The following is a 24,347-nucleotide window of genomic DNA, read 5'->3' on the forward strand; positions in this document are numbered from 1 at the left end:
GCTCCTCGTAAGAATGGTAGAATAAGATGAAAATAGTGAAGTGTGAAATAGGGAGTAGATGTTATATGAAAACGAGAATTGAAGAGATTTATAGCTCTTATGAAGGAAAAGTAGAGGAGATTTTTATTAATGAATCTTCTTACGTATATGAATGGGAGAAATTACTGATGATCCGAAAAAATGACGGTGAGCTTAAAAAAATTGCAGTCGGGATTAGTGGAAATATAAGATTGGTAAATGTAGAAGTTGGACAGGAAATTAGTGAGGATACATTATTAGTTAAGTTAGAAGATGATTTGTTAATTACAGGTTGCGAGTGATGAGAGATGTGTAGAAATAACTACACATCTTTGTTTGTTTCCTATATTACAAAAAGCACATTGTTTTTTCACAAATTTCACACAACCTTTTGGTATTCTTTTCGTGGAGTATACGGTTTCTAGGGAGGAATATTGATGAAAGTAAAATATGTCGTACTTGCTATATGTTTATGTTTCGTATTTACGGTAGTCGGGTGTGGGAAAAAGGAAACAGCAGCTGTTGCCATTGATGAGAAACATGATAAATGTGATATTTGCCAAATTGGGGTAACAGATAATCAATTTGCAACAGAAATTATTTTAGAAAATGGAAAAGCGTTAAAGTTTGATGATATCGGTTGTATGTATAAATGGATGGAGATCAACTCAGGTGAAAAGACGAAAGAGAAATTTGTTCGAGATTATGATTCGAAAGATTGGATTTCGTTAGAAGAGGCTACTTACGTATATGATAAAACAATAACGACACCGATGGCTTATAATGTCATTTCATTTAAAAATAAAAAAGATGCAGAGAGCTTTGTATCTAACTATAAGGGTAAAGTTCTTTCGTATAAAGAGCTAGCAGAGCATAAATGGGAAATGAATAAAGAGATGATGGGGAAACCGAAAGCAGGAAATCATGGTGGACATCATTAATAGAAAAAGACAACTATGTAGTTGTCTTTTTCTATTATTACTCAGGTGCAAATATAGAAAAGGTGTAAAATTTTTAGAAGAACGGTTACAATGGAATATAGTAACCTAAAGCAATCATTTATCCCGCATTAACGGGCAGTAAGATCCCCACCTCAAAATTTAGTGAAAGCAAAGAAGTTAGGTGGAGTCGGGCTGCCCGTAAAAGCCCGATTGGTGTGGGCTAATAATTAGTGGTGGATGAACAAAACCCCCACTAATTAAAGTTTCACTTTATGTACTTTTTAGAAATGTATACAAATGCGGTAAAAACGTGCTAAACTAATTGCTTCATAATGTTAATGATGGGGCCATCAGGCGTATCATTTCAATAGGTTGAGAAACATAGTATAAGCTTAAGATAATCCGATTAAAGAAGGAATCTAAAGGGCTTATGGATAAATGTACTCAAGAAGAGTTATTGTATGTGATGGAGGAATGGTTAAGAAAACATTATCTTTCATAGGAGCTGTAGTTGTGAGAAAACAAAAAATTTTATTATGTATTTTATTAGGACTTTTAATGACGGTAGTGGCTTGCGATAAGCAAGAAGAACCAGAATCGAAACCGGTTCATGTGAAAAATGAAAAGAAAAAAGAGAAGCATAAAGAACAGGAAGAATCTAAAGAAGAGAAAAGTATAAATTTAATGGACAAACAGTTGTTACTTTCAGCTACCCTTGGAGACACAGAGACAGCTATGAAGTTGATTCAGGATGGAGCGAATATAAACGTAGAAGGTGACAACGGAGAAACGCCTGTCCTTGCAGCGACGTACCAAAATCATGTAGAGACAGTTAAAGCATTAATTGGTGCAGGTGCTAATATTGAAATTAAAGATGAGAAAAAAAGTAATCCACTTCTTTATGCAAGTAGAGAAGGATATACGGATATTGTAAAAGTATTAATTAATGCAGGAGTTAATACGAAAGAAACGACTAGGTCAGGTGGGACAGCACTTATTTCTGCATCTGAGCGTGGCCATGTAGAGGTTGTTAAAGAATTATTAGAGCATACAGATATTGATGTGAATTATAAAAATGAACGTGGTGGAACAGCGCTATTAGAAGCAATTGTATTAGGAAATGGTAGTGAAAACCATAAGAAAGTAATTCAATTGCTTATTGATCACGGTGCAGATGTAAATATGGCTAACAAGGAACATCTGACGCCACTGCAATACGCTGAAAAAAGAGGTTTTAAAGATATTGTAAATATGTTGAGGGTAGCTGGAGCGAATGAAGTAGTACAGCCACAACAGCCAGTAGAGTAAAAAACGAAAAATAATCCCATTTAGATAGACAGAATGAAGAAATCAGTTAGTATGATGGATTCAGTAATGTGTATTTGAATGGGATTTTTATTTTGAACATGAAAAATAAATTATGAATGGATGGTAAATGGAGTAAATAAGGAGGCAACCTTATTTGGCAATTGTAAAAAATGAAAAGGTAGTTTCTGTTTGTTTCAGTGCCAGAAGTACGCCCGTAGCTGCTGAGGCAAGTGTGGAAACTTTAGCGGAGTTTCAAGGGAACGGATATGGTACTGATGGTGTTACAGCCTGGGCGATATCAATACAAGAAGAAAAAAGCATTCCACTTTATAGTACTTCTTGGAATAATTATGCTTCACAAGCCGTTGCGAGAAAACTAAAACTAATTAACTATGGAATGAATTTGCATATCACTTAAATTTTAAAGATAGTTGTTTGCCGTTGGGATTTATTTGTATATCTAGATTAATATTAAGAAAATATGGTGAATATTAACATTCGATTAACACCTAATTAACAATCTATCAAAACTGACTTAATAAATGCGTAATATAGTAAAGGTAACAAAATAAATAGGGTAGAGAACATTTGAGAACACCCACTTACATATAATGTGCCACTTTCTTAGGTGTGCTCTATTCCCTAGAGTTCAAATAAGGAGAAAGGCGTTCTATGTAAGTAGGTGTTTTTAGTTTGGATAAAAATAGAACAGTTAGGTGGAAAAAATGTTTAAAGAACCTTATATTGCGATGATAAAGGATTGGAAAGGATACAAAGCATACAAAAAATTGCCGAAAACAGTTTTTCTTATGACTGGTTCAATGCTGGAATTACCAGAGCGTGTATATGAATTGCAGAAACATGGACATGATGTATTTCTTCATTGTGATTTTATACAAGGCTTAAATACGAATACAGAGGAAGCGCTTTTGTATATTCAAGATGTTATCGGGGCACAAGGTATTATTTCAACAAAGGGTTCAACAATTCGAAATGCTAATAAAATTGGATTGAAAACAATTCAACGTATTTTTATTGTAGATACTTTATCTCTTACTAAATCAATTGAAAATTGTAAAACGACTAAACCAAATGCAGTAGAGATTATGCCGGGGATTATGCCTTCTATTATTAAACAGCTAGTAGAGGAAATAGAGTTTCCTATTATTGCAGGAGGGTTGATTCAAACGCGAGAAGATGCGGAAATTGCAATTCGTGCAGGAGCAAGTGCGATTTCAACAAGTCATTATGAAGTATGGATACAAGAAGAAAAAAGGAGTGCAACCTTGTGATTGAATTGAAAAATGTTTCAAAGGTATATAAAAATGCAGAAGAGACAGCGGTTAAAGGCGTATCGGTTCATATTAAGAAGGGTGAATTTTTTGTTTTAGTTGGACCTTCGGGATGCGGGAAAAGCACATTATTACGAATGATCGCTGGCTTAGAAGAGATTTCTTCAGGAGATTTAATTATTAATGAACGTGTTGCAAATGATCTAGAGCCGAAAGACCGTAATCTATCAATGGTATTTCAAAATTATGCATTATATCCACACTTATCTGTAGAAGAAAATATTTTATTTGGACTTAAGGTAAGAAAAGTACAAAAAGAAGAGCGACAAAAGCGATTAATGGAAGCTATTGAAATGGTAGGACTGAAAGAGTATGTGAAAATGAAACCAGGCCAATTATCAGGCGGACAAAGACAGCGTGTTGCACTTGCCAGGGCAATTGTGAGTCAAGCAACAATCTGTTTAATGGATGAACCACTTTCGAATTTGGATGCGAAATTACGTGCGCAAATGAGAATTGAAATTAGAGAAATTCAGCAGCGATTAGGAATTACGATGATTTACGTTACCCACGATCAAATAGAAGCGATGACTATGGGAGATCGTATCATGGTTTTAAATAAAGGAAGTATACAGCAAGTTGGAACACCACTTGACATATATAACGAACCTGCAAACGAATTTGTTGCAAGCTTTATAGGTTCTCCTTCTATGAATATAAATGATGGGGAAGTAAATAAAGAAAAAGGTGTATTACATATAGGGCAATTGCAAATTCCATTATCTATTAGACAGTTAAAGCAATTACCAGAAGGAACAATTCGCATAGGCATGCGCCCTGAGCATATTGCACTGTCTGAGGAGGGACAAGAAGTGACGTTGCAATCTGTAGAAGTATTAGGGAATGAATCTATATTGAACTTTGCGGTAAATGGAACAACTTGGAGTGCGAAAGTCATCGGACAGTTAATCTTGAACAAAGGTGACAAAGTAAAATTATTATTCTCGCAAGAAAAGTTATGCTTCTTTAATGAAAACACGAATGAACGCTTAAAAGTGGTAGCTGAAGAAGAGTTGAAAGTGGTGGCGAAATAATGATTGGGGTAAGTAAGTTACCAGTTCAAACAAAGGTGTCAAAAAAGAAAAAATTATGGGGGAGAACGAAAGATTTAAGAATAGGATTATTGTTTTTGGCGCCATCTATTTTGTTATTTTCGATTTTTTTGTTCTATCCATTGTTTAGGACGATTTACTATAGCTTTTATTTAACCGATATACATGGGGAAGCTAATCTTTTCGTTGGCTTAGAAAATTATCAATACTTATTCTCTGATCCAGCCTTCTACAAAAGTATAAAATCAACTTTATTATTTGTTTTATATACAGTGCCTACGAGTATTATATTTGCTTTGTTTCTTGCATTGATTGCAAATGGAAAAGTAAGAGGTATTGGGTTATTCCGAGTTCTGTTTTCTTCAACGATGGGAATATCAGTAGCCGCTAGTGCAGTGATTTGGCTATTTTTATTTCATCCAAGTGTAGGATTATTTAATAATATATTAGCCTCTATGAACCTTCCTGCAATCGCATGGTTAACGAGTCCGGACTGGGCACTATTCTCTGTATCAGTTACAACAGTTTGGGTGAATACAGGTTTTGCATTTTTAGTTATATTAGGTGGTTTACAAAATATCGATACGTCGTTATATGAGAGTGCATCTATAGATGGTGCTAGTTATTTATATAAACTTCGCCGTGTTACATTACCGATGCTATCACCAACTTTATTCTTTATTGTAACAGTAACATTAATTAGTGCGTTCCAAAGCTTTGGGCAAATTGATATTTTAACGCACGGTGGACCAAATGATGCAACGAATTTGATTGTGTACTCGATTTACAAAGAGGCGTTTGTGAATCATCAATTTGGAACAGCAAGTGCACAAGCAATGGTATTATTTGTTTTCATTTTCATTGCTACATTACTTCAATTTAAGTTTGCTGAGAGAAAGGTGCATTATAAATGATTGTTAAACAGTGGAAACAAAATTTCCTATTATACATGCTGCTCATTATTAGTGCAGTAATGGTATTTTTTCCTGTACTGTATGCATTTTTAATAAGCTTTATGACACCAGACGATATTCAAATGAGAAGGTTATTTCCGACTCAATTTACTTTTGATAATTTTATTAATATTTTTCAAAAGGTACCGCTTTTTACATACTTATATAACAGTTTAATTGTATCGACAGTCGTTATGATTGGACAACTTATCGTATCAAGTTTAGCAGCTTATGCTTTTGTTTTTCTTCAGTTTAAAGGGAGAAACTTAATTTTCTTCCTGTTTATTTCAACGATGCTGATTCCGTGGGAAGCAACGATGGTGCCTAACTTTTTAACGATTCAAAACTTTGGTTGGATCAATAGTTTTGCTGGGATGACAGTGCCGTTTTTTGCAACAGCTTTCGGTATTTTCTTGTTACGTCAACATTTTATGACACTTCCGAATGAACTGAAAGAAGCTGCGTTTATTGAAGGGATTGGAAATATAAGATTTTTATTCAGCGTTGTAATTCCGTATTGTAAAACGAGTTTTATTACGCTTGGAGTATATAGCTTTTTAACAACATGGAATATGTATTTATGGCCACTTTTAGTGACCACTGATGAAAAAGTAAGAACAGTGCAAATCGGTGTGAAGCAGCTTCAGTCTCAAGAAGTTGCAACTGATTGGGGAAGCGTAATGGCCGGTGTTACGGTTATCGTTATTCCAACATTGATTTTACTATTTTTAGGGCAAAAGCAATTACAACAAGGATTAACAAAAGGTGCAATTAAATAACTAAGAGAAGGTGAGATTTAAATGAGTCTAGTTAAAAAAGGTGCTGCGCTATTAATGGTAGCAACAATGGCATTATCTAGTGCCGCTTGTTCAAATAGTAAAACAGAAGGAAAACCTGAAGCACAGGCAAAAGTAGCACCAGTTGAAAAAAATGGTGATAAAACTGTAATTCGCTTCTGGCATGCGATGGGTGGAAAAACACAAGGAGTACTAGATGGTCTTGTTGCAGACTATAATAAGTCGCAAAATAAATATGAGATAAAGGCAGAGTTCCAAGGAACATATGAAGAGTCTTTAACGAAATTTAGAACGATGTCTGCAACGAAAGAAGCGCCAGCTCTTGTTCAATCGAGTGAAATTACAACGAAATATATGATTGATAGTAAAAAAATCACACCAATTGATAGCTGGATAAAAAAAGATAAGTACGATACGTCAAAATTAGAAAAAGCAATTACAAATTATTATTCAGTTGATGGAAAAATGTATTCTATGCCATTTAATTCATCTACACCAGTATTAATTTATAATAAAGATGCTTTCGCAAAGGCGGGCTTAGATCCAGAGAAAGCTCCGAAAACATATGCGGAATTACAAGAAGCAGCGAAAAAGTTAACGATTAAAGAAGGCGGAAATGTAAAACAATATGGATTCTCCATGCTTAACTATGGTTGGTTCTTTGAAGAATTGTTAGCGACACAAGGTGCTTTATATGTAGATAACGAAAACGGCCGTAAGGATGCTGCAAAGAAGGCGGTATTTAACGGTAAAGAAGGACAGAAAGTATTTGGAATGTTAGATGATTTAAATAAAGCTGGCGCACTTGGAAAGTATGGAGCAAGTTGGGATGATATTCGTGCCGCGTTCCAGTCTGGACAAGTTGCTATGTATTTAGATTCTTCAGCAGGTGTTCGTGATTTAATTGATGCATCTAAGTTTAATGTAGGTGTTTCATATATTCCGTATCCAGAGGATTCGAAACAAAATGGTGTTGTTATTGGTGGAGCATCATTATGGATGACGAATATGGTTTCAGAAGAAACGCAACAAGGTGCTTGGGACTTTATGAAATATTTAACGAAGCCAGACGTACAAGCAAAATGGCATACTGCAACAGGCTATTTCTCAATTAATCCAGATGCATATAATGAGCCATTAGTAAAAGAGCAATATGAAAAATACCCACAGTTGAAAGTAACAGTAGATCAACTGCAAGCAACGAAGCAATCTCCAGCAACACAAGGTGCTTTAATTAGTGTATTTCCAGAATCAAGAGATGCAGTTGTAAAAGCATTAGAAGCGATGTATGACGGGAAGAATAGTAAAGAAGCGTTAGATGAAGCTGCCAAAGCAACAGATAGAGCAATTAGCATTTCAGCTCGTACGAGTCAAAAATAAGAGAAAGCCGTATCCTTAAAAGGGATACGGCTTTCTTTATAGGGAGATAAGGGATCAAAGAAATGATGAAGTCTTATCTCTTTTATATGAGTAAAGGGTCTAGAGTGAATGTTGTCCTTTTCATTATTTATTTAACTCCATTGCCACTTGTTTACCATTTACGAAAACCTCTACTACCGCTACTACAACTTCCATTACTTTTTTCATCGCTCATCTCTCCTTATTTTTTGTTTCATTTCTTACTCTCAGTATAAGGAAATACAGTAATTACAACTATCGAATTGGATGACAAGAGACTTACATTGTTGTAAGGATAATAGTTTAGTTTGTAATAAAGTGAAACTGTAATCAGTGGGGGGCTTACTGCCCGTTAATGCGGGATAAATTTGATTTAAGATTAAGATTCGGAAGTTTCTGTTGTTTTGAACTATAATTAGAAAGAGGGGGGATAATATGAAAAGAATTCTTGTTATTAGTGATATTCATGGAGAGATAGAAAAGTTCGAACAGTTATTGGAAGAAGCACAATATGATGCGAAACAGGATCAATTAATCTTACTGGGAGATTATGTAGATCGTGGTCCAAATGCGCGTGCTGTAATTGAAAAGGTAAGAGAATTGAAAGAAGAGGGAGCACTCATTTTAAAGGGAAATCATGAAGATATGATGATTAAGGCGTTAACGACAAATGAGGAACGTTCATGGAACCATTGGGTAAAAAGAAATGGTGGAGATAAGACATTATATAGCTATGGATTTGTAGAAGAGGATATTGCGGTTAATGACAAAGACTTCCAAAAACCGATTTTACACTCTCATGTATTAGAGGAACATATAAAGTTTATTCAAGAATTAGATCATTACATTGAAACAGAAGAGTATATATTTGTACATGCTGGGGTTGAACCGATGAAACGAGTTTCTGAATCTGAACCATATACGTTAATGTGGATCCGTAATGAATTTCATAATGGATATAGCGGTGAAAAGGTTGTTGTATTTGGGCATACGGAAACAAAAACGCTTCATGGTAGTGAGGATTGCGGAGTGTATTTTGGTAGTAATCGTATTATTGGAATTGATGGCGGGGCTGTGTACGGTGGTCAGCTAAATTGTTTGGAATTGCCGAGTAAAAAGGTATATGTAATAAAAAATTGAAAGAGATAAGAGGAATCTTATTTCTTTCAATTTTTTATTAAGCTAAATTTAAGACAAAGTTTTTATAATAAAACTTCAAAATTTTAGAAGGAAATAGTTAAAAATGAAACGTAATGTAACTACATTCTTTTGTTATGAAGAGAAGAAATGTAATAATAAATAGAATTGAACTATTTGATGGAAGGTGAGAGCATGCGCTTACTTGTAGTAGAAGATAATGCCTCGTTATTAGAGTCTATCGTACAAATTTTGCGTGATGAATTTGAAGTAGATACGGCAATAAATGGAGAAGATGGATTGTTTTTAGCTCTTCAAAATATATATGATGCAATTTTACTGGATGTGATGATGCCAGGGATGGACGGATTTGAAGTAATTCAAAAAATACGTGATGAAAAGATTGAAACACCAGTCCTGTTTTTGACAGCGAGAGATTCTTTAGAAGATCGGGTGAAGGGATTGGATTTTGGTGGAGATGACTATATCGTTAAGCCATTCCAGGCCCCTGAATTAAAAGCGAGAATTCGCGCTTTACTACGCAGAAGTGGTAGTTTAACAACGCAGCAAACGATTCGTTATAAAGGGATTGAATTGTTCGGAAAAGATAAAGACGTTCAAGTAGATGGACAAAGTATTAAGTTGACATTGAAACAATATGAGCTGCTAGAGTATCTCATTCAAAATAGCGGGAAGATTTTAATGCGTGAACAAATTTTTGATCGTGTTTGGGGATTTGATTCAGATACGACAGTAGCCATTGTGGAAGTGTATGTGCATCATTTGCGTAAAAAATTAGAACCATTCGGTTATCAGAAAGATATTCAAACTGTTCGAGGTATTGGATATATATTAAAAGAACAATGAAAAAGGGAAGTATGTTTCAAAAGACACGCATTCGTTTGACTATAGTGAATTCATTAGTATTTATCCTATTAATAGGTATATTAGGTAGTATTATTTATTCATACACATATAAGCGTATTTATAATGAAGTGGATCAATCTATAAAAATGATGGCTCAGTATAGAGAAAAATTAGATGTTAAAATACCACCAAGAAAACGTATGGAGAATATCCAAATTGGAGATCCGCGAGTAACTAGAATAACTTGGAATGGGAAAATAGTGAAAATAGAGGGCGATAACCGTAAATTCCGTTCTATTTTTGAAGAGAATTTGGAAAAGTTTTCTCCGGAAAAAATAGGGGAGTTACAAGATATCAAAGTACAAGGACGATATTTTAGAGCATTTTCGCTTCAAAAAGATGGAGAAATAGTTCAAATCGTGCGAGATATAACAGCGGAAGAAGGAATGTTAAATACTTTATTTTTAATCCTCGTTATAGGTTGTAGCATAGGAAGCCTCTGTGCGATAGGTATCGGCTTTTTCCTAGCTGGCAGAGCACTCGTACCTATTCAAAATTCATGGGAGAAACAGCAGCAATTCGTTTCTGATGCATCACATGAACTCAGGACACCACTTGCAGTTATTCAATCAAAAACGGATGTTTTATTTCAGTCACCATCCGCTACGATAGAAGAAAAAGCGATGGATATTTCTACAATTTCAAAAGAATGTAGGCGGTTATCGAAACTCGTTAGTAATTTATTATTGCTAGCACGTTCTGATTCTAATCAAATTGAGATGGATAAGAAAATATTTGAACTTGATAAATTGTTAGAAGAAATAGTAGCTCCATATAAGGAGATTGCTTCTTATCAAGAAAAAGAAATGATGCTAAAAGTAGAACGTGGTGTATCTTTTATGGGGGATAGAGAGCGGATTCATCAAATGATGGTCATACTGTTGGATAATGCGATGAAGTATACAAATGAAGGTGGGCATATTCAAATTGATTGCACGCAAACGAGTAGTTCAATTCGTATACAGGTGAAAGATGACGGGATAGGAGTGAAAGAAGAAGATATTCCAAAATTATTTGATCGTTTTTATCAAGGGGATAAAGCAAGAAGTACGTCAGAAGGAGCTGGATTAGGTCTTTCAATCGCAAATTGGATTGTAGAAAAGCATTACGGAAAAATATCAGTAGAGAGCAAATGGGGAGATGGCACTTGTTTTGAAGTGATTTTCCCTAAAAACCAAAAAATATAAGTAAAAAGACGACCTTGTTTTTACACAAGGTCGTCTTTTTTTAAGGTAAAGTTAAGAAACTATTTATATTATGTATGGCATAAAGAAAGTTCGTTACATGAAGAAGAGACTAGGTGTATGTGAGTGGGGTTTATCAATCATAATGTTATCTCAAGCAGCGATGAGATGTATGTATAGTATTAAAAAAACTAGGGGAATGATGGGAAAGAAAGTATAAGAGGGAGGAATTAATTTTGAAAAAGAAAATGATGACGGTATTCACTATTGGAGTAATGAGCTTAAGTATATTAGGGGGTGCCTCTCCTTCTGAAACACAAAAAGGAAAGACTGATTACACGCAGCGCAGTAAAGAACAATTAAATAATGGTAAGATACATGCAGTGCATACAGAAGAAAAAGCAGAGAAACTAGGTATTGAAACGGAAGGAAAAGAACAAATTACACTAGAAAAAGAAATTCATGAAACAGAAGTAGGAAGGGAAGCAGAGCAGTTAGGCATATCGATTGAAGGAAAAGATGTTGGGACGTTGTCAGAAGAAATCTATGAAACAAAAGTGAAGCAAGAAGCGTTAAAACTAGGCATATCTATAGAAAATACATCAATTGTAAATTTAATTAATCAAATTAATATGATTAAAATTAATGATGAAGCAGATAAATTAGGTATTTCGACAAATGGAAAAGAAATAGAGGACATTGCAGAAGAAATCTATGGAAAGAAAGTAAGAGAAGAAGCAGGGAAGTTAGACATTTCTCAAAAGGGAAAAGAAATTGAAGAATTAGCACAAGAGGTGTACGAACAAAAAGTGCAGGAAGAAGCAAAAAAATATCATATTGATTTGTATGGGAAAGATATATATCAAGTATTAAGAGAAATTAATGAACAAAAGGTGCTACAATTGGCAGATGAGCTTAATATGGACAAAGCGAACATGAATATTCAAGAGCTAACAGAAAAAATAAAAAAAGATCAACCTGAGAGAGAAAAAGAACTAAATTTTGTACCAGTGATTCGAACGGATGCTGACGCATTTTATTCTTATTTAACGAACTAAAAAGGGCGTGAGAGTGATACGGAGGTTTAAGTGGTATATATGTATAGCATTACTAGCTATAGCGGTATGGAGTGTATATACAAATGGAGTTACAAAGTATGTGGAGAAGTTGACATTCTTCAATATACAAAACGGAAAAGAACCGGAATTTAGTAATAATGATGAAAAGGTCATTTTATCAAGTGTACCATTAATTCAGCAACTACCAGAGCTAGATCGAGGCTGTGAAGTGACAAGCTTAGCGATGATGTTACAATACGCTGGTGTTTCAGTGGATAAGATGACATTAGCAAATGAAATAAAAAAAGTTGATTTTATAGATGATGGTGTGCGCGGGAATCCAAATGAAGGATTTGTAGGTAATATTTATACATTTTCTGAATCAGGATACGGTGTATATCATGGGCCACTTTTTCAGTTAGCGGAAAAATATTTACCTAATAAAGCTGTAGACTTAACAGGGAAGAATATAGAAGAAATTTATAAGAGTGTAAAAGCAGAACAACCGGTAGTCATGATCACAAATGCAACATTTGCGCCATTAGATGAAGATGAATTTACTACATGGGAAACAAATAGTGGAGATGTTTCTATTACGTATAATGAACATTGTGTAGTGCTTATTGGATATGATAAGGAATTTGTATATATTCGAGATCCTCTTAATGAAAGTTTAGATGTAAAAGTACCGAGAGAAAGTTTTGAAAAGGCATGGATGCAAATGGGGAGTCAGGCGATTAGTTATGTGAAAAGCCCTAAATGAATGAGTAAGGAAAGAGATGTAAGGAATTGTAAGAGGAGTTTTTGTGGGGGCTTTTTGTTACGAAATAAGAGAACTTGAACTTATTATATAAGCTGAAGTTCTCTTATTTTTTATGCTTAAATCTTTAGAAGTAGTAAATATGTAAAAATGCATAATTGACAAAAAAATTACATGTTATCATTATATATTGTTTTATATATGTTACTTGTATAAAATTACACAAGTATTCACATTACATAAAGGAGGCTTATTATGCAAAAAATATTTAACTGGGTTAAATGTATGAGTATCAAGAAAAAATTAATCATTTCATTTTTTCTAATTTTAACTATACCAGGACTTATTATCGGTGGTGTTTCATATCAAACTGCCAAAACAAATTTTGAACAACAAATCACAGGTAAAGCAAAGGAAAACATTTCGATTTTAAATACTGTTATTTCTCAAAATATAGAAGAGAAATTTGTTGATGCAGCATACTTTGCAGACATCTTAACAGAGGATACATATCCAAACGGACAAGAAGAAATAGTAAGAACAAAGTTAGCGCAATATATAAAACTTCATCCAGAAGTAGAAGGTATTTATATTGGAACGCAGACAGGAAAGTTTATAAGAGAACCATTTATCAAAATGGATGATGAGTATAATCCAACAGATAGATCTTGGTATAAAGAAGCACATGAAAATAAAGGGAAAGTAATTGTTACTGCACCATATCAATCAGCATCTACAAAAAATATGGTAGTAACAATTGCAAAAGAAGTAAAAGATGGTAAAGGTGTTATAGGAATTAACTTAAATTTAGATAACATCTTGAAAATTTCCAAAATGATTAACATTGGTGAAAAAGGTTATGCAGTTATTTTAGATCAAAATAAGCAAATTGTTAGTCATCCATCTAGAAAACCAGGTGCAAAAGTTACTGATCCTTGGATTAAACCGATTTATGAAGAAAAACAAGGAAATGTCTCTTATACAGAACAAGATGATAAAAAGAATTTAATCTTTGCAACAAATGAGAAAACGGGCTGGAAAGTAGTTGGAGTTATGTTTGATGAAGAAATTAACCAAGCTGCGAATCCAGTATTTTATAAGACTTTTATTGTTATTGCTATTGCTATTGCATTTGGTAGTATATTAATTTATTTCATTACAAAGTCTATTACAGGGCCATTACGAAAAATAGCTGAATCGGCATATAAAATTAGTAAGGGAGATTTAACAGAGAAAATTACAATCCATTCCAAGGATGACATAGGGAAATTAGGGAATTTATTTAATGAAATGTCTACGTCTTTACAAGATGTTATTACCCAAATTAGCTTTTCAGCAGAACATGTTGCAGCATCGGCTGAAGAGTTAACAGCGAGCGTACAGCAAGCAAATGATGCGACAGATCAAATTACAATTGCGATGGAACAAGTATCAGGTGGGGCTGAGTCACAAAGTCAAGGTGTTGAAGAAGGTGCTGCTACATTACAACAAGTAAATACAGCAATTCAAGATGTAACCGGAAGCGCAGAGTCAATTTCTATTTCCTCATTACATGCCCGTGAAAGAGCTGAAGAGGGAGAAGATTTAGTTGAACAAACCGCAAAACAAATGCAGTCTATTTCTAGGTCGGTATCCGAGTCAGATGCTATTATTAAACTTCTTGATGAGAAATCAAAGCAAGTAGGAACTATTTCTGAAGCAATTCAAAACATTGCAACTCAAACAAACTTATTAGCTTTAAATGCGGCTATTGAAGCAGCAAGAGCAGGTGAACAGGGACGAGGATTTGCTATTGTAGCAGATGAGGTTAGAAAATTAGCAGAGCAATCAGGAGAGTCATCTGGAGAGATTGCAAATTTAATTGCAGAAATTAAGGCGGATATTGAACATACTGTTAAGGCGATGGATAATGTGAATGGAGAAGTTCAACAAGGCCTTGATGTTGTAACAAAAACGAAAGTAAGTTTTACGGAAATTTTAAGTTCTACTACACATATTGTTTCTCAAGTTAATCAAATGGTAGAAACAACGAAGAGAATTGCTGGAGATGCAAATGAAGTGACAAATGCTATTGATGAAATTGCAGCTGCTGCAGAAGAAAATACAGCTAGTATGCAAAGTGTTGCAGCTTCAACAGAAGAACAGGTTAATTCCATGGAGGAAATTAGTTCAGCTTCGCAAAACTTAGCTGAGATGGCAGAAGAACTACAAGCGATGACTAGTAAATTTAAAGTATAATAACAGCAGATAAGTAAGGTGAAAATAATATCACCTTACTTATTTTTCTATTCAGCAATTAGGGGAGTCATTAACAGGATGAAAAAAAGAAAAAGACTATGGAATTTATGGAAAACGATTACATTGTTAGTTTGTACAGTTGTAATTTTTTCTTTACTTGTGACAGATATATTAATTAGTCATAATGTAGAACGGACGACGGAGGATAGCCAAGCAGAGAAAGCAAAAACAATTGCACACATTGTGGCGAATGATTCGATTGTAATCGATGGTTTGGTTGGGAAAGCAGATACCTCTGCAATCCAAACGTATACAAATAGAATATTACAAAACACAGGTGTTCAATTTATTGTAGTTATGGACATGAATGGAATAAGAAAGTCACATCCAAATCCTCAAAAAATAGGGCATCATTTTATTGGGGGAGATGAAGGGCCTGCATTGAAAGGAAAAGAACATGTATCGTTAGCAGAAGGAACTTTAGGTATTTCCATGCGAGTGTTTGTACCAATATTTTCTGAAACAGGTGAACAACTTGGAGCAGTGGCTGTTGGTATTTCAGCAGATAATGTAAAAGAGAGAGTTAAGGAAAGTAGACATATCATTTATATTGGTGTCGGAGTGGGTGTATTAGTCGGAATTATAGGAGCAATATTGCTAGCTAGACATATAAAGAAAAGTTTATTCGGTCTTGAGCCGCACAGGATAGCAAAAATTCTTGAAGAAAGAAATACGATGCTACAATCTGTAAAGGAAGGTATTATTGCTGTAGATAAAGAGGCTAGAGTAACGTTAATTAATAATGAAGCGAAACGTCTATTTAAAAAAAGCGGACTTGAAGAAGATTTTATCGGTAAAGATGTTGAGTTGTATATGCCAAATTCACGTATAAAAGAAGTATTGCAAACGGGAGAAGTACAATTAAACGAAGAACAAAATATTTATGGAATTACGATTGTGACGAATCGAGTTCCTTTATATGTAAAAGGAGAAATAGTTGGTGCAATTGCAACATTTCGTGATAAAACAGAGATTAGAAAACTAGCAGAGGAACTAACTGGTATTAGACTATATGCAGAAGCATTACGGGCACAATCTCATGAGTTTATGAATAAGATGCATGTCGTATTAGGGCTTACACATATGAAACAGTATGAAGAATTACAGAAGTATATAAGCGGCATGGTATCAGAGCATCAATATGAAATTGGTGGAGTTATGAAAAGAATAAAAAGTCCAGTATTTGCTGGTTTTTTACTAGGTAAGCTCAGCTATGCTAGAGAGAAAAATATAAAATTAATTATAAGTGAAGATTCTTATATGCCGGAAATAGATGATGAAAGTATTACTCATGAACTTATTACGATTGTCGGAAATTTAATTGATAATGCATTAGAAGCAGTGACGAATTGTGAAAAGAAGCAAGTTGAAGTTGAGATACAACATGGGGATATACTAACTATTACAGTACAAGATACGGGAAAAGGTATACAAGAAAAAGAAATAGAGGAATTATTTACGAAAGGTTATTCCACAAAGGGAGATAACCGCGGTTATGGTTTGTATCTTGTAAAAGAAAGTATACAGCGAATAAATGGGGAAATTCATATGCATTCATTAGTAGGAAAGGGAACAACGATAACAATTGAAATACCTAAAGGTAGGGATGAGAGGCAAATATGATTAAAGTTTTAATTGTAGAAGATGACCCGATGGTAGCAATGTTAAATACGCATTATTTAGAACAAGTAGGAGGGTTTGAACTTGTTCAAGCAGTTAACTCAGTAAAGTCAGCGATAGAAGTATTAGAGAAATCACGAGTAGATTTAGTATTACTTGATATTTTTATGCCTGAAGAGACTGGGTTTGAGCTTTTAATGTATATCCGGAACCAAGAAAAAGAAATCGATATAATGATGATTTCAGCTGTACATGATATGGGGAGTATTAAAAAAGCATTACAATATGGAGTTGTAGATTATTTAATTAAACCATTTACATTTGAACGATTTAAAGAGGCATTAACTATATATCGAGAAAAATTTACTTTCATGAAAGAACAACAAAAAATTAGTCAATCGGAATTAGATTCGTTAATTTTACAAAAAGAAAAAAGAGAGCCTACTGTCACTAAAGAGCTTCCGAAAGGTTTAACGAAGCAAACATTGCAATTAATTTGGCAGAAGATTGAGTCTCTGAATGGAAGAGTATTTACAACAGATGAAATGGCACAATTAGTTGGAATTTCAAGAGTTTCTATTCGAAAATATGTAATGTTTCTGACTGACATTGGGGTGTTAGAAAACGAAATGATGTACCAACATGTGGGAAGACCTGTAAGTAAATTAAGATGTGTTGATCAAAAGAAAATAGAGTTTTACGTATAAGCGACTTAATATAAGTCGCTTATACTTTTTTTAATTACAAAATCAATTACAAAACTTACAAAAACTATTTTTACTATTGAAAGCGTTTTAATATTGTTATTAAGAAAACGAGGGGGTGCCATATGGGAATTCAAAAGAATGTGGAAGCGGTATCATTTTCTGAAGGAAATGAAGTACAAAGAGAATCTTTCGCTTCTAAAATTATGAATGTAAAAATCGGTGTTATACCTTTACCATTATATGTAGTATTGGCTGCTATTATTTATGGGGCATCTGTATATAATAAATTGCCAGCAGATATGATTGGTGGATTTGCAGTTATTATGATCATGGGGATTTTCTTAGGCGATATTGGGATGAGAATTCCAATTTTAAAAAATATCGGCGGTCCAGCAATACTTTCGTTATTTATTCCATCATTACTTGTATTTTTTAACTGGATGAATCCAGCTTCAATGGAAGCTGCGACTATGTTAATGAAAAAATCGAACTTTTTATATTTATATATTTCTTGTTTAGTAGTCGGAAGTATTTTAGGAATGAACCGTAAAGTGTTAGTACAAGGTTTCGTTCGCATGTTTATTCCTTTAGTAGTAGGGACGTTAGCTTCTGTAGCAGTAGGATTATTGGTGGGTTCATTATTTGGATTTGAAATGAAGCACACATTCTTCTTTATCATCGTACCAATTGTGAGTGGTGGTATCGGGGAAGGGATTTTACCATTGTCGCTAGCTTATAGTGATATTTTAAATGAATCATCAGCAACGTTTGTATCACAGCTTATTCCAGCAGCTATTATTGGAAATATGTTCGCAATTGTAAGTGCAGGGTATATGAAGCGTTTAGGTGAGAAGAAACCGGAGCTTAGTGGTAACGGTGTATTAGTGAAAACAGACAATCAAGCAGAATTATTAAAAGAACAAAATACAGAGAAGCCAATTGACTTCTCATTAATGGGAGCAGGTTTATTAATTGCGTGTACGTTCTTCATCTTCGGAGGATTTGCTTCTAAGTTCATCGGTATTCCTGGGGCAATCATTATGATTTTCTCAGCAGCGCTTGTGAAATACTTTAAATTAATGCCAGCAAAAATGGAGCAAGGAGCATTCCATTTATATAAATTTATTTCGAAGAATTTAACTTGGCCTTTAATGGTTGGATTAGGATTGCTATATATTCCGTTAAAAGACGTAGCAGCAGTTCTTTCAGTAGGATATGTTGTTGTGTGCGCATCGGTTGTTCTTACAATGGTAGCATCAGGTTTTCTTGTAGGGAAAGTGATGAAGATGTATCCAGTTGAATCGGCGATTGTAACTGGATGTCATAGCGGTTTAGGTGGAACTGGAGATGTTGCTATTTTATCGGCTTCAAATCGTATGGAATTAATGCCGTTCGCGCAAATTTCGACTCGTTTAGGCGGGGCGGCAATGGTTGTAACGGCGACAATATTATTAAAGATGTTTTCATGATCAAACAAGCTAGCTATATTCATATAGCTAGCTTGTCAAATTAAGGGGAGATTATAAGTATGTTAGCAAATCAAATTAATGAAAGATCATTGTTATTGCATAAAGAATTAGTAGGGAAAATTGAAATTACAAGTAAAGTAGAAGTAAATTCAGCGGATGATTTAAGCCTGACGTATACACCAGGTGTAGCGGAGTCTTGCAAAGCAATTGCGGCAAATGAAGAAACGGTGTATGACTATACAGCACGTGGTAATATGGTGGCAGTTGTCTCAGATGGAACAGCGGTACTCGGTTTAGGAAACATTGGACCGAAAGCGGCTATGCCTGTTATGGAAGGAAAAAGTATTTTGTTTAAGAAGTTTGCGAATGTAGATGCTTTCCCATTATGTTTAGGCACAACGGATGTAGATGAAATCGTTACCCTTGTGAAAAATTTAGAGCCTACATTTGCAGGGATTAATTTAGAAGATATTGCAGCACCGCGTTGTTTTGAAATTGAAAAACGATTAAAAGAAGAAACGAATATTCCTGTATTCCATGATGATCAACATGGAACAGCTATTGTCGTTTTAGCAGCTGTTATTAATGCATTAAAAGTTGTTAGCAAACAAATGGATAATGTGAAAATCGTTATTAACGGTGCGGGTTCGGCAGGAATTGCAATTGGAAAATTATTATTAAAGGCTGGTGCAAAGCACATTACGCTAGTTAGCCTAGAAGGTATTGTTTGTGAAGGTGAAACATGGATGAACGAAGCACAAATTGAAGTTTCAAAAAAGACAAATCGTGAACATGTGCGTGGAACGTTAAAAGAAGCGATTAACCAAGCTGATATTTTTATTGGCGTATCTGCTCCTAACGTATTAACGAAAGAACTTGTACAGACGATGAATGAGAAAGCAATTGTGTTTGCAATGGCGAATCCAATTCCAGAAATCTTCCCTGAGGATGCATTAGAGTCTGGGGCAGCTGTAGTAGGAACTGGGCGCTCGGATTATGCGAATCAAGTAAATAATGTATTGGCGTTTCCTGGAATATTCCGCGGTGCGTTAGATGTGCGCGCAACTGATATTACAGAAGAGATGAAATTAGCGGCAGCATATGGGATCGCTAACATCATTACTGATGAAGAACGTAATGCGAATTATGTAATCCCGAATCCATTAGATAAAAGAGTTGTTCCAAGTGTTGCGGAAGCAGTAGCGAAAGCAGCTATTGATTCAGGCGTGGCACAAATTACGAAAATACCACGTTATTAATAGCTAAAAGCAGTGCCTAAAAGGCACTGCTTTTTTGAGATAAGAAATCAAAATAATGAAGAAGTGTAGAATTATTTATGTTTCTTCACTATTTATTTAATTCCATTGCAACTTGTTTACCATTCACTAAAACCTCAGTTACTGCTACGATTACTTCTATCATTTTTTTCATCTCTCATCTCTCCTCGTTTCATTTCTTACTTTAAGTATAAGAGAAGAGAGATAATTCAACTATCGAAGTACATGCCGTAGAAATTACATTGTTGTAAGAAAGTGGTTTATTTTTGTCACTTTACTCAGCGGTGATTACAAACTGATCATAATATTTTTCATTCACATATATATTTAATAACCATAATCCAGATGAAGGTAGTGACATAGTGAGAGGGAGTTCGTTTGCAGTAGAATCGATTGTATTTGAAGTGGTCCAAGTTTGTTTGGAAGTTTCTTTTTGAAAGAGTACTGGTGTCGGAGTTACAGATCCTTGTTTTAGCGCAATAATAGACAATTTTCCAGTTGGTATTTCAGAATCTAGAAAGTACCACATTATTTCATTTTGTTCATTCGCGATAATAGGACTATCAGCCATTGCGATTTTTCCTTCGATGCCTTTTAAAGGTATTTTTCCGTCTATGAATGAGGGGGCTTCTTCCCAATTTACATCTTTTAAAACACTAAGATGAAAGAAGGAAGGTGCGTTCACTTGATTGGATGACGTTGCGACAGCTTCAGTTTTAGATGCTTTTGAATCAGGTTGTGCTGGTGTGCATCCAGTGATGAGGAAGGAGAGAAGTAGCATAGTTCCGATTTTTTTCATGGTGCCACACTCCTAGTTTTTATTGTTAGTGTAATTGTATTTGCTAGAAGGCGGGACAATTCCTTTAAAGTATAAAAAGAGGTCGTAAGTTTTGTACGACCTCTTTTGACATTTTTTATCCCGTAAAAGCCCGATTGGTGTAGGTTAATAATCAGTGGGAGATAGCCCCACTAATTAAAGTTTCACTTTATATTTGTTCCGTTGTATAGGTTGGTTCGGTTTCTTTTTGAGGCATCGTCAAAAAAATAACGGACAGAACGATACATACGCCGCCTAATAATTGATATGTTCCAAAAGATTCATTTAGCCAAGTAATTGAGACGATGGCAGCTACAAGGGGTTCAATGCTAGATAAAATGCTTGTTTCTGTTGCTGCTAAATATTTAAGACTACCGATATATAGAAGGAAAGAAAGGGTACCACTAATAATGATAAGAATAAGCATAGAAAAAGTTTTTAGTGTAAGGGTTTGTGAAAAGTGATTCCACCCGAATGAACGATTATAAATAAGTAGTGCAATTCCTCCGATTAACATCCCCCAACCAATTACTACAGTTGTCCCGCATTCTTTAATGAGAGAAGCCGGATGAAGGGTATAAAATGCAAATCCAATTGCTGTTAATAGTCCAAAAATAATAGCTTCTTTAGATAAAACAACATTTTCAATTGAGCCATTTGTAATAATAAAGTATGTTCCTATTAGCGCGGCTATAATTGCGAATAGTTGCATGGAAGCAGGGAATTTTCTTTGTTCAAATGCAACATACATGGTAATAAGAACAGGACCTAGAAATTGAAATAGCGTTGCTGTGACCGCGTTACTAATATGAACCGTTTCGATAAAGGCGTATTGCGCACCAAGCATGCCGAGAATAGAGAAAATAATAAGTTGTATAGAATATCTAGAGTGTTTCCAAATTTGAAATATGTTTTGTTTCTTTATAAGTAAGAAAGACAAAATAAATATTCCTGCAAGTAACAATCGAATTGTTAAAAAATCAATTGAGGATACATTAGTATGCTGAAATAGCCACTGAATCATTGGACCAGATAATCCCCATAATGTAGCCCCTGTAATAATCATAATGAGTCCGATACGTCTACCATTGTTCATTATCATGTTTCTCCTCTCCGGTATTTGATTTTTGATGTGTGACATGATAAAAGGAATTATATATAACTTCTGGTACTGTAAAAAGTATCAGATTTTAGTTTTATTAAGGGGTCAGATATTATGTTAGAATTAACGCCTAATTTAAATATGAATAGTAAAAAGGCATTGTATGTGCAATTGTATGAGTATATAAAAAAAGAAATTAAAGATGGATCGATTGTCCCTTTTACGAAATTACCGGCTAAGCGAAAGTTAGCGATACATTTACAAGTAAGTAAAAATACAGTAGAGGCAGCGTACGAACAATTACTTGCAGAAGGTTATATTGAGTCGATATCGAGAAAAGGTTATTTTGTATGCAAGATTGAGCAAATGGTTCATATAGAGGATAGCGGAGATAGAATAGAAGAAGTACCGTTTCAGGAGAAGAGTTATAAATTTGACTTTACACAAACAGGAATTGATACAAATGCTTTTCCATTTAATATGTATCGGAAAATTGTAAATGAAGTATGGCAACCGCATAATAACGAACTTCTCTTTCTAGGACACCCTCAAGGGGAAGCAAGCTTAAGAGAAGAGATTACGAATTATTTGTATGAATCTAGAGGTGTGCGTTGTTCAGCTAGTCAAATTGTATTAGGAGCGGGAACACAAATATTAGTGAAACTATTGTTTCAATTGTTAAAGGAAAGCAATTATGCAGTTGAAAACCCAGGGTATCATAGGAAGATGGTTGTTTTTGAACAGGGAGAAGCAAGAGTCAAAATGTTATCTTTAGATAGAGATGGAATTTGTATTGCAGATTTAGAAAATAGCAATGCGAATGTTGTATTTGTTACACCTTCCCATCAGTTTCCATCTGGAATGATTATGCCTATTACGAGAAGGATGCAGCTTTTACAATGGGCAAAGAAAGAAGAGAGCAGGTATATTATTGAAGATGATTACGATAGTGAATTTCGTTATTCTGGAAAGCCTATACCGGCGCTGCAAGGGTTAGATACAGAGGGGAAAGTTATTTATATGGGGACGCTATCTAAAGCATTATTGCCATCGCTACGGATGAGCTATATGGTGTTGCCGAAGAAATTAATTAAAAAGTATCAACAGCAATATTTATTTTATACACAAAGTGTTTCAAGAATAGATCAAGAAGTGATTAGAAGATTTTTAAATGAAGGATATTGGGAAAAACATATTCATAAAATGCGTGTTGTCTACCGAAAGAAGAGAGATAGACTTGTTTTTGAAATAGAGAAGTATTTCTCTAATCGTGTTGAAGTGATAGGAGAAGATTCCGGACTACACATTTTATTAAAAGTGCATAATGGAATGCGGGAAGAAGAATTAATTCAAGAAGCTGCGAAATATAGTATTAAAATATATCCTGTGTCTACGTACTATAAAGACGGTACGGCGCCTGAGAGTGTAGTTTTACTTGGGTTTGCGATATTATCAGAGGAAGAGATTGCGAAAGCGATTCAATTATTACAAACGGCATGGTTTACAAGAAAGTAAAAAACATCCTCCAAACATGAGGATGTTTTTTATTATTTATTTTCATCTAAGAATAAGACCATATGCTCTTCGTCCCAATATTGTCCGTTATATTTTAATGAACGTTCTTGTACACCGAATGTTTTAAAACCTAATGATTCATAAAGTTTTTTCGCTCCATCGTTGCCAACAACAACATCAAGCATAACTTGTTCTACTTCTAAAGATTTAGCAAGCTCAAGACATTCTTTAATAAGTGCTTTTCCTGCTCCAAGTCCGCGTGCTTTTGGAGATACATATACAGAACCGATTTTAGCTTTATGTTCTTGTTTTACATATGGTTTCGTTTCCAGTGTTGCAACCCCGATTAATTTTCCATCTTTAAATGCACCTAGCGTATAGTTTTCATCTTGTGCTAATTTTTGTGCTTTATATTCAATCGCACACTCTTTATTAATAATATCTTCATAAGAAGAGCTGAATGCTTCAGGGTTTTGCTTTAATCCTTCTACGCGAAGTTCTAAGTAAATTTCTGCTTCGTCTTTTGTTAATACATGGATATCCAATTATATCACCCTCCAAATCTTTGCAAATGTACCTTTATTTTATATTGAAATAAGAATAATTTCAAAAGCTTAGCTTATATGAGCTGTTTTTATGAACAAAATAACACCAGTA

At 34.5% G+C, this 24,347-nt stretch carries 22 protein-coding genes and 2 pseudogenes; 21 read left to right on the plus strand and 3 right to left on the minus strand.

All coding sequences use genetic code 11. The features are described from left to right. Nucleotides 1-65: 65 nt before the first annotated feature. From NST27_RS02840 to NST27_RS02930, 20 genes and pseudogenes are all read left to right on the plus strand, one after another. Nucleotides 66-320, plus strand: coding sequence for a hypothetical protein (locus tag NST27_RS02840; RefSeq protein ID WP_000857377.1), 255 nt, complete (start codon nt 66-68; stop codon nt 318-320). 135 nt (nt 321-455) lie between these two features. Beyond that, the gene (locus NST27_RS02845) at nt 456-959 is read left to right on the plus strand and encodes a nitrous oxide reductase accessory protein NosL (protein WP_000865667.1); all 504 of its coding nucleotides are present in this window, start codon (nt 456-458) and stop codon (nt 957-959) included. A gap of 438 nt (nt 960-1,397) precedes the next feature. Beyond that, the gene (locus NST27_RS02850; RefSeq protein ID WP_000287336.1) at nt 1,398-2,267 is read left to right on the plus strand and encodes an ankyrin repeat domain-containing protein; all 870 of its coding nucleotides are present in this window, start codon (nt 1,398-1,400) and stop codon (nt 2,265-2,267) included. Nucleotides 2,268-2,409: 142 nt separating this feature from the next. After that, a pseudogene (locus NST27_RS02855) lies at nt 2,410-2,685 on the plus strand (GNAT family N-acetyltransferase); the annotation flags it as partial. A gap of 307 nt (nt 2,686-2,992) precedes the next feature. Further along, nucleotides 2,993-3,559 (plus strand): glycerol-3-phosphate responsive antiterminator, encoded by a 567-nt coding sequence (locus tag NST27_RS02860; RefSeq protein ID WP_000472003.1) that lies wholly within the window; start codon nt 2,993-2,995, stop codon nt 3,557-3,559. Then, on the plus strand, nt 3,556-4,653 hold the full coding sequence (locus tag NST27_RS02865; RefSeq protein ID WP_047385580.1) for an ABC transporter ATP-binding protein: 1,098 nt from the start codon (nt 3,556-3,558) through the stop codon (nt 4,651-4,653). The genes NST27_RS02860 and NST27_RS02865 overlap by 4 nt, the downstream gene beginning before the upstream one ends. Beyond that, the gene (locus NST27_RS02870; RefSeq protein ID WP_000580652.1) at nt 4,653-5,585 is read left to right on the plus strand and encodes a carbohydrate ABC transporter permease; all 933 of its coding nucleotides are present in this window, start codon (nt 4,653-4,655) and stop codon (nt 5,583-5,585) included. The genes NST27_RS02865 and NST27_RS02870 overlap by 1 nt, the downstream gene beginning before the upstream one ends. Continuing rightward, complete coding sequence (locus tag NST27_RS02875; protein WP_000635946.1) at nt 5,582-6,403, plus strand: carbohydrate ABC transporter permease; 822 nt, start codon at nt 5,582-5,584, stop codon at nt 6,401-6,403. The genes NST27_RS02870 and NST27_RS02875 overlap by 4 nt, the downstream gene beginning before the upstream one ends. Nucleotides 6,404-6,424: 21 nt before the next feature. After that, nucleotides 6,425-7,801 (plus strand): ABC transporter substrate-binding protein, encoded by a 1,377-nt coding sequence (locus tag NST27_RS02880; RefSeq protein ID WP_000060602.1) that lies wholly within the window; start codon nt 6,425-6,427, stop codon nt 7,799-7,801. A 453-nt stretch (nt 7,802-8,254) separates the two neighbouring features. Then, nucleotides 8,255-8,959, plus strand: coding sequence for a metallophosphoesterase family protein (locus NST27_RS02885; RefSeq protein ID WP_047385582.1), 705 nt, complete (start codon nt 8,255-8,257; stop codon nt 8,957-8,959). 192 nt (nt 8,960-9,151) lie between these two features. Further along, a complete protein-coding gene (locus NST27_RS02890; RefSeq protein ID WP_001238623.1) occupies nt 9,152-9,823 on the plus strand; it encodes a response regulator transcription factor in 672 nt (223 codons plus the stop codon). Further along, nucleotides 9,820-11,070, plus strand: a complete 1,251-nt coding sequence (locus NST27_RS02895) for a sensor histidine kinase (RefSeq protein WP_000715829.1) — start codon at nt 9,820-9,822, stop codon at nt 11,068-11,070. Before NST27_RS02890 ends, NST27_RS02895 begins: the two co-directional genes overlap by 4 nt. A gap of 233 nt (nt 11,071-11,303) precedes the next feature. Continuing rightward, nucleotides 11,304-12,125: a hypothetical protein gene (locus NST27_RS02900; protein ID WP_000728589.1), complete on the plus strand. Its 822-nt coding sequence runs from the start codon at nt 11,304-11,306 to the stop codon at nt 12,123-12,125. A gap of 13 nt (nt 12,126-12,138) precedes the next feature. After that, on the plus strand, nt 12,139-12,888 hold the full coding sequence (locus NST27_RS02905; RefSeq protein WP_002098846.1) for a C39 family peptidase: 750 nt from the start codon (nt 12,139-12,141) through the stop codon (nt 12,886-12,888). 282 nt (nt 12,889-13,170) lie between these two features. Then, nucleotides 13,171-14,184: pseudogene (locus NST27_RS29495) on the plus strand (HAMP domain-containing protein); the annotation flags it as partial. Between the two features lie 120 nt (nt 14,185-14,304). Further along, on the plus strand, nt 14,305-15,123 hold the full coding sequence (locus tag NST27_RS29500; RefSeq protein ID WP_438285074.1) for a methyl-accepting chemotaxis protein: 819 nt from the start codon (nt 14,305-14,307) through the stop codon (nt 15,121-15,123). Between the two features lie 78 nt (nt 15,124-15,201). Next, the gene (locus NST27_RS02915) at nt 15,202-16,806 is read left to right on the plus strand and encodes a sensor histidine kinase (protein WP_000746420.1); all 1,605 of its coding nucleotides are present in this window, start codon (nt 15,202-15,204) and stop codon (nt 16,804-16,806) included. Then, entirely contained in the window at nt 16,803-17,510 is a 708-nt protein-coding gene (locus NST27_RS02920; RefSeq protein WP_000598689.1) for a response regulator, read from the plus strand. The genes NST27_RS02915 and NST27_RS02920 overlap by 4 nt, the downstream gene beginning before the upstream one ends. Nucleotides 17,511-17,632: 122 nt before the next feature. After that, a complete protein-coding gene (locus NST27_RS02925) occupies nt 17,633-18,979 on the plus strand; it encodes a 2-hydroxycarboxylate transporter family protein (RefSeq protein WP_000512722.1) in 1,347 nt (448 codons plus the stop codon). Nucleotides 18,980-19,038: 59 nt separating this feature from the next. Continuing rightward, nucleotides 19,039-20,238: an NAD(P)-dependent malic enzyme gene (locus tag NST27_RS02930; protein ID WP_047385587.1), complete on the plus strand. Its 1,200-nt coding sequence runs from the start codon at nt 19,039-19,041 to the stop codon at nt 20,236-20,238. 292 nt (nt 20,239-20,530) lie between these two features. Here the strand turns inward: NST27_RS02930 and NST27_RS02935 are convergent, their stop codons facing one another. Next, nucleotides 20,531-21,055, minus strand: coding sequence for a DUF4871 domain-containing protein (locus NST27_RS02935; protein WP_000719680.1), 525 nt, complete (start codon nt 21,053-21,055; stop codon nt 20,531-20,533). A 187-nt stretch (nt 21,056-21,242) separates the two neighbouring features. Beyond that, nucleotides 21,243-22,169: a DMT family transporter gene (locus NST27_RS02940; RefSeq protein WP_047385589.1), complete on the minus strand. Its 927-nt coding sequence runs from the start codon at nt 22,167-22,169 to the stop codon at nt 21,243-21,245. A gap of 120 nt (nt 22,170-22,289) precedes the next feature. Here NST27_RS02940 and pdxR point away from each other — a divergent pair, with 120 nt between their 5' ends. Further along, nucleotides 22,290-23,690 carry a MocR-like pyridoxine biosynthesis transcription factor PdxR gene (gene pdxR / locus NST27_RS02945; protein WP_047385591.1) on the plus strand — a complete coding sequence of 467 codons (1,401 nt, stop codon included), beginning with the start codon at nt 22,290-22,292 and terminating at the stop codon, nt 23,688-23,690. 32 nt (nt 23,691-23,722) lie between these two features. On the opposite strand, the gene NST27_RS02950 is transcribed toward pdxR, so the two are convergent. Continuing rightward, nucleotides 23,723-24,235, minus strand: a complete 513-nt coding sequence (locus tag NST27_RS02950; RefSeq protein ID WP_000351212.1) for a GNAT family N-acetyltransferase — start codon at nt 24,233-24,235, stop codon at nt 23,723-23,725. Nucleotides 24,236-24,347 lie beyond the last annotated feature (112 nt).

Source organism: Bacillus sp. FSL W8-0770, assembly GCF_038008705.1.
Taxonomy (GTDB): Bacteria; Bacillota; Bacilli; order Bacillales; family Bacillaceae_G; genus Bacillus_A; species Bacillus_A cereus.

Bases quoted from the DNA above. Each gene is read 5' to 3' on its own strand.
- pdxR (WP_047385591.1), top strand. From the start codon at position 22,290: ATGTTAGAATTAACGCCTAATTTAAATATGAATAGTAAAAAGGCATTG.
- NST27_RS02940 (WP_047385589.1), bottom strand. From the start codon at position 22,169: ATGAACAATGGTAGACGTATCGGACTCATTATGATTATTACAGGGGCT.
- NST27_RS02885 (WP_047385582.1), top strand. From the start codon at position 8,255: ATGAAAAGAATTCTTGTTATTAGTGATATTCATGGAGAGATAGAAAAG.
- NST27_RS02845 (WP_000865667.1), top strand. From the start codon at position 456: ATGAAAGTAAAATATGTCGTACTTGCTATATGTTTATGTTTCGTATTT.
- NST27_RS02860 (WP_000472003.1), top strand. From the start codon at position 2,993: ATGTTTAAAGAACCTTATATTGCGATGATAAAGGATTGGAAAGGATAC.
- NST27_RS02915 (WP_000746420.1), top strand. From the start codon at position 15,202: ATGAAAAAAAGAAAAAGACTATGGAATTTATGGAAAACGATTACATTG.
- NST27_RS02870 (WP_000580652.1), top strand. From the start codon at position 4,653: ATGATTGGGGTAAGTAAGTTACCAGTTCAAACAAAGGTGTCAAAAAAG.
- NST27_RS02925 (WP_000512722.1), top strand. From the start codon at position 17,633: ATGGGAATTCAAAAGAATGTGGAAGCGGTATCATTTTCTGAAGGAAAT.
- NST27_RS02935 (WP_000719680.1), bottom strand. From the start codon at position 21,055: ATGAAAAAAATCGGAACTATGCTACTTCTCTCCTTCCTCATCACTGGA.
- NST27_RS02880 (WP_000060602.1), top strand. From the start codon at position 6,425: ATGAGTCTAGTTAAAAAAGGTGCTGCGCTATTAATGGTAGCAACAATG.
- NST27_RS02875 (WP_000635946.1), top strand. From the start codon at position 5,582: ATGATTGTTAAACAGTGGAAACAAAATTTCCTATTATACATGCTGCTC.
- NST27_RS02850 (WP_000287336.1), top strand. From the start codon at position 1,398: ATGTACTCAAGAAGAGTTATTGTATGTGATGGAGGAATGGTTAAGAAA.
- NST27_RS02890 (WP_001238623.1), top strand. From the start codon at position 9,152: ATGCGCTTACTTGTAGTAGAAGATAATGCCTCGTTATTAGAGTCTATC.
- NST27_RS02840 (WP_000857377.1), top strand. From the start codon at position 66: ATGAAAACGAGAATTGAAGAGATTTATAGCTCTTATGAAGGAAAAGTA.
- NST27_RS02895 (WP_000715829.1), top strand. From the start codon at position 9,820: ATGAAAAAGGGAAGTATGTTTCAAAAGACACGCATTCGTTTGACTATA.
- NST27_RS02920 (WP_000598689.1), top strand. From the start codon at position 16,803: ATGATTAAAGTTTTAATTGTAGAAGATGACCCGATGGTAGCAATGTTA.
- NST27_RS29500 (WP_438285074.1), top strand. From the start codon at position 14,305: ATGGAACAAGTATCAGGTGGGGCTGAGTCACAAAGTCAAGGTGTTGAA.
- NST27_RS02930 (WP_047385587.1), top strand. From the start codon at position 19,039: ATGTTAGCAAATCAAATTAATGAAAGATCATTGTTATTGCATAAAGAA.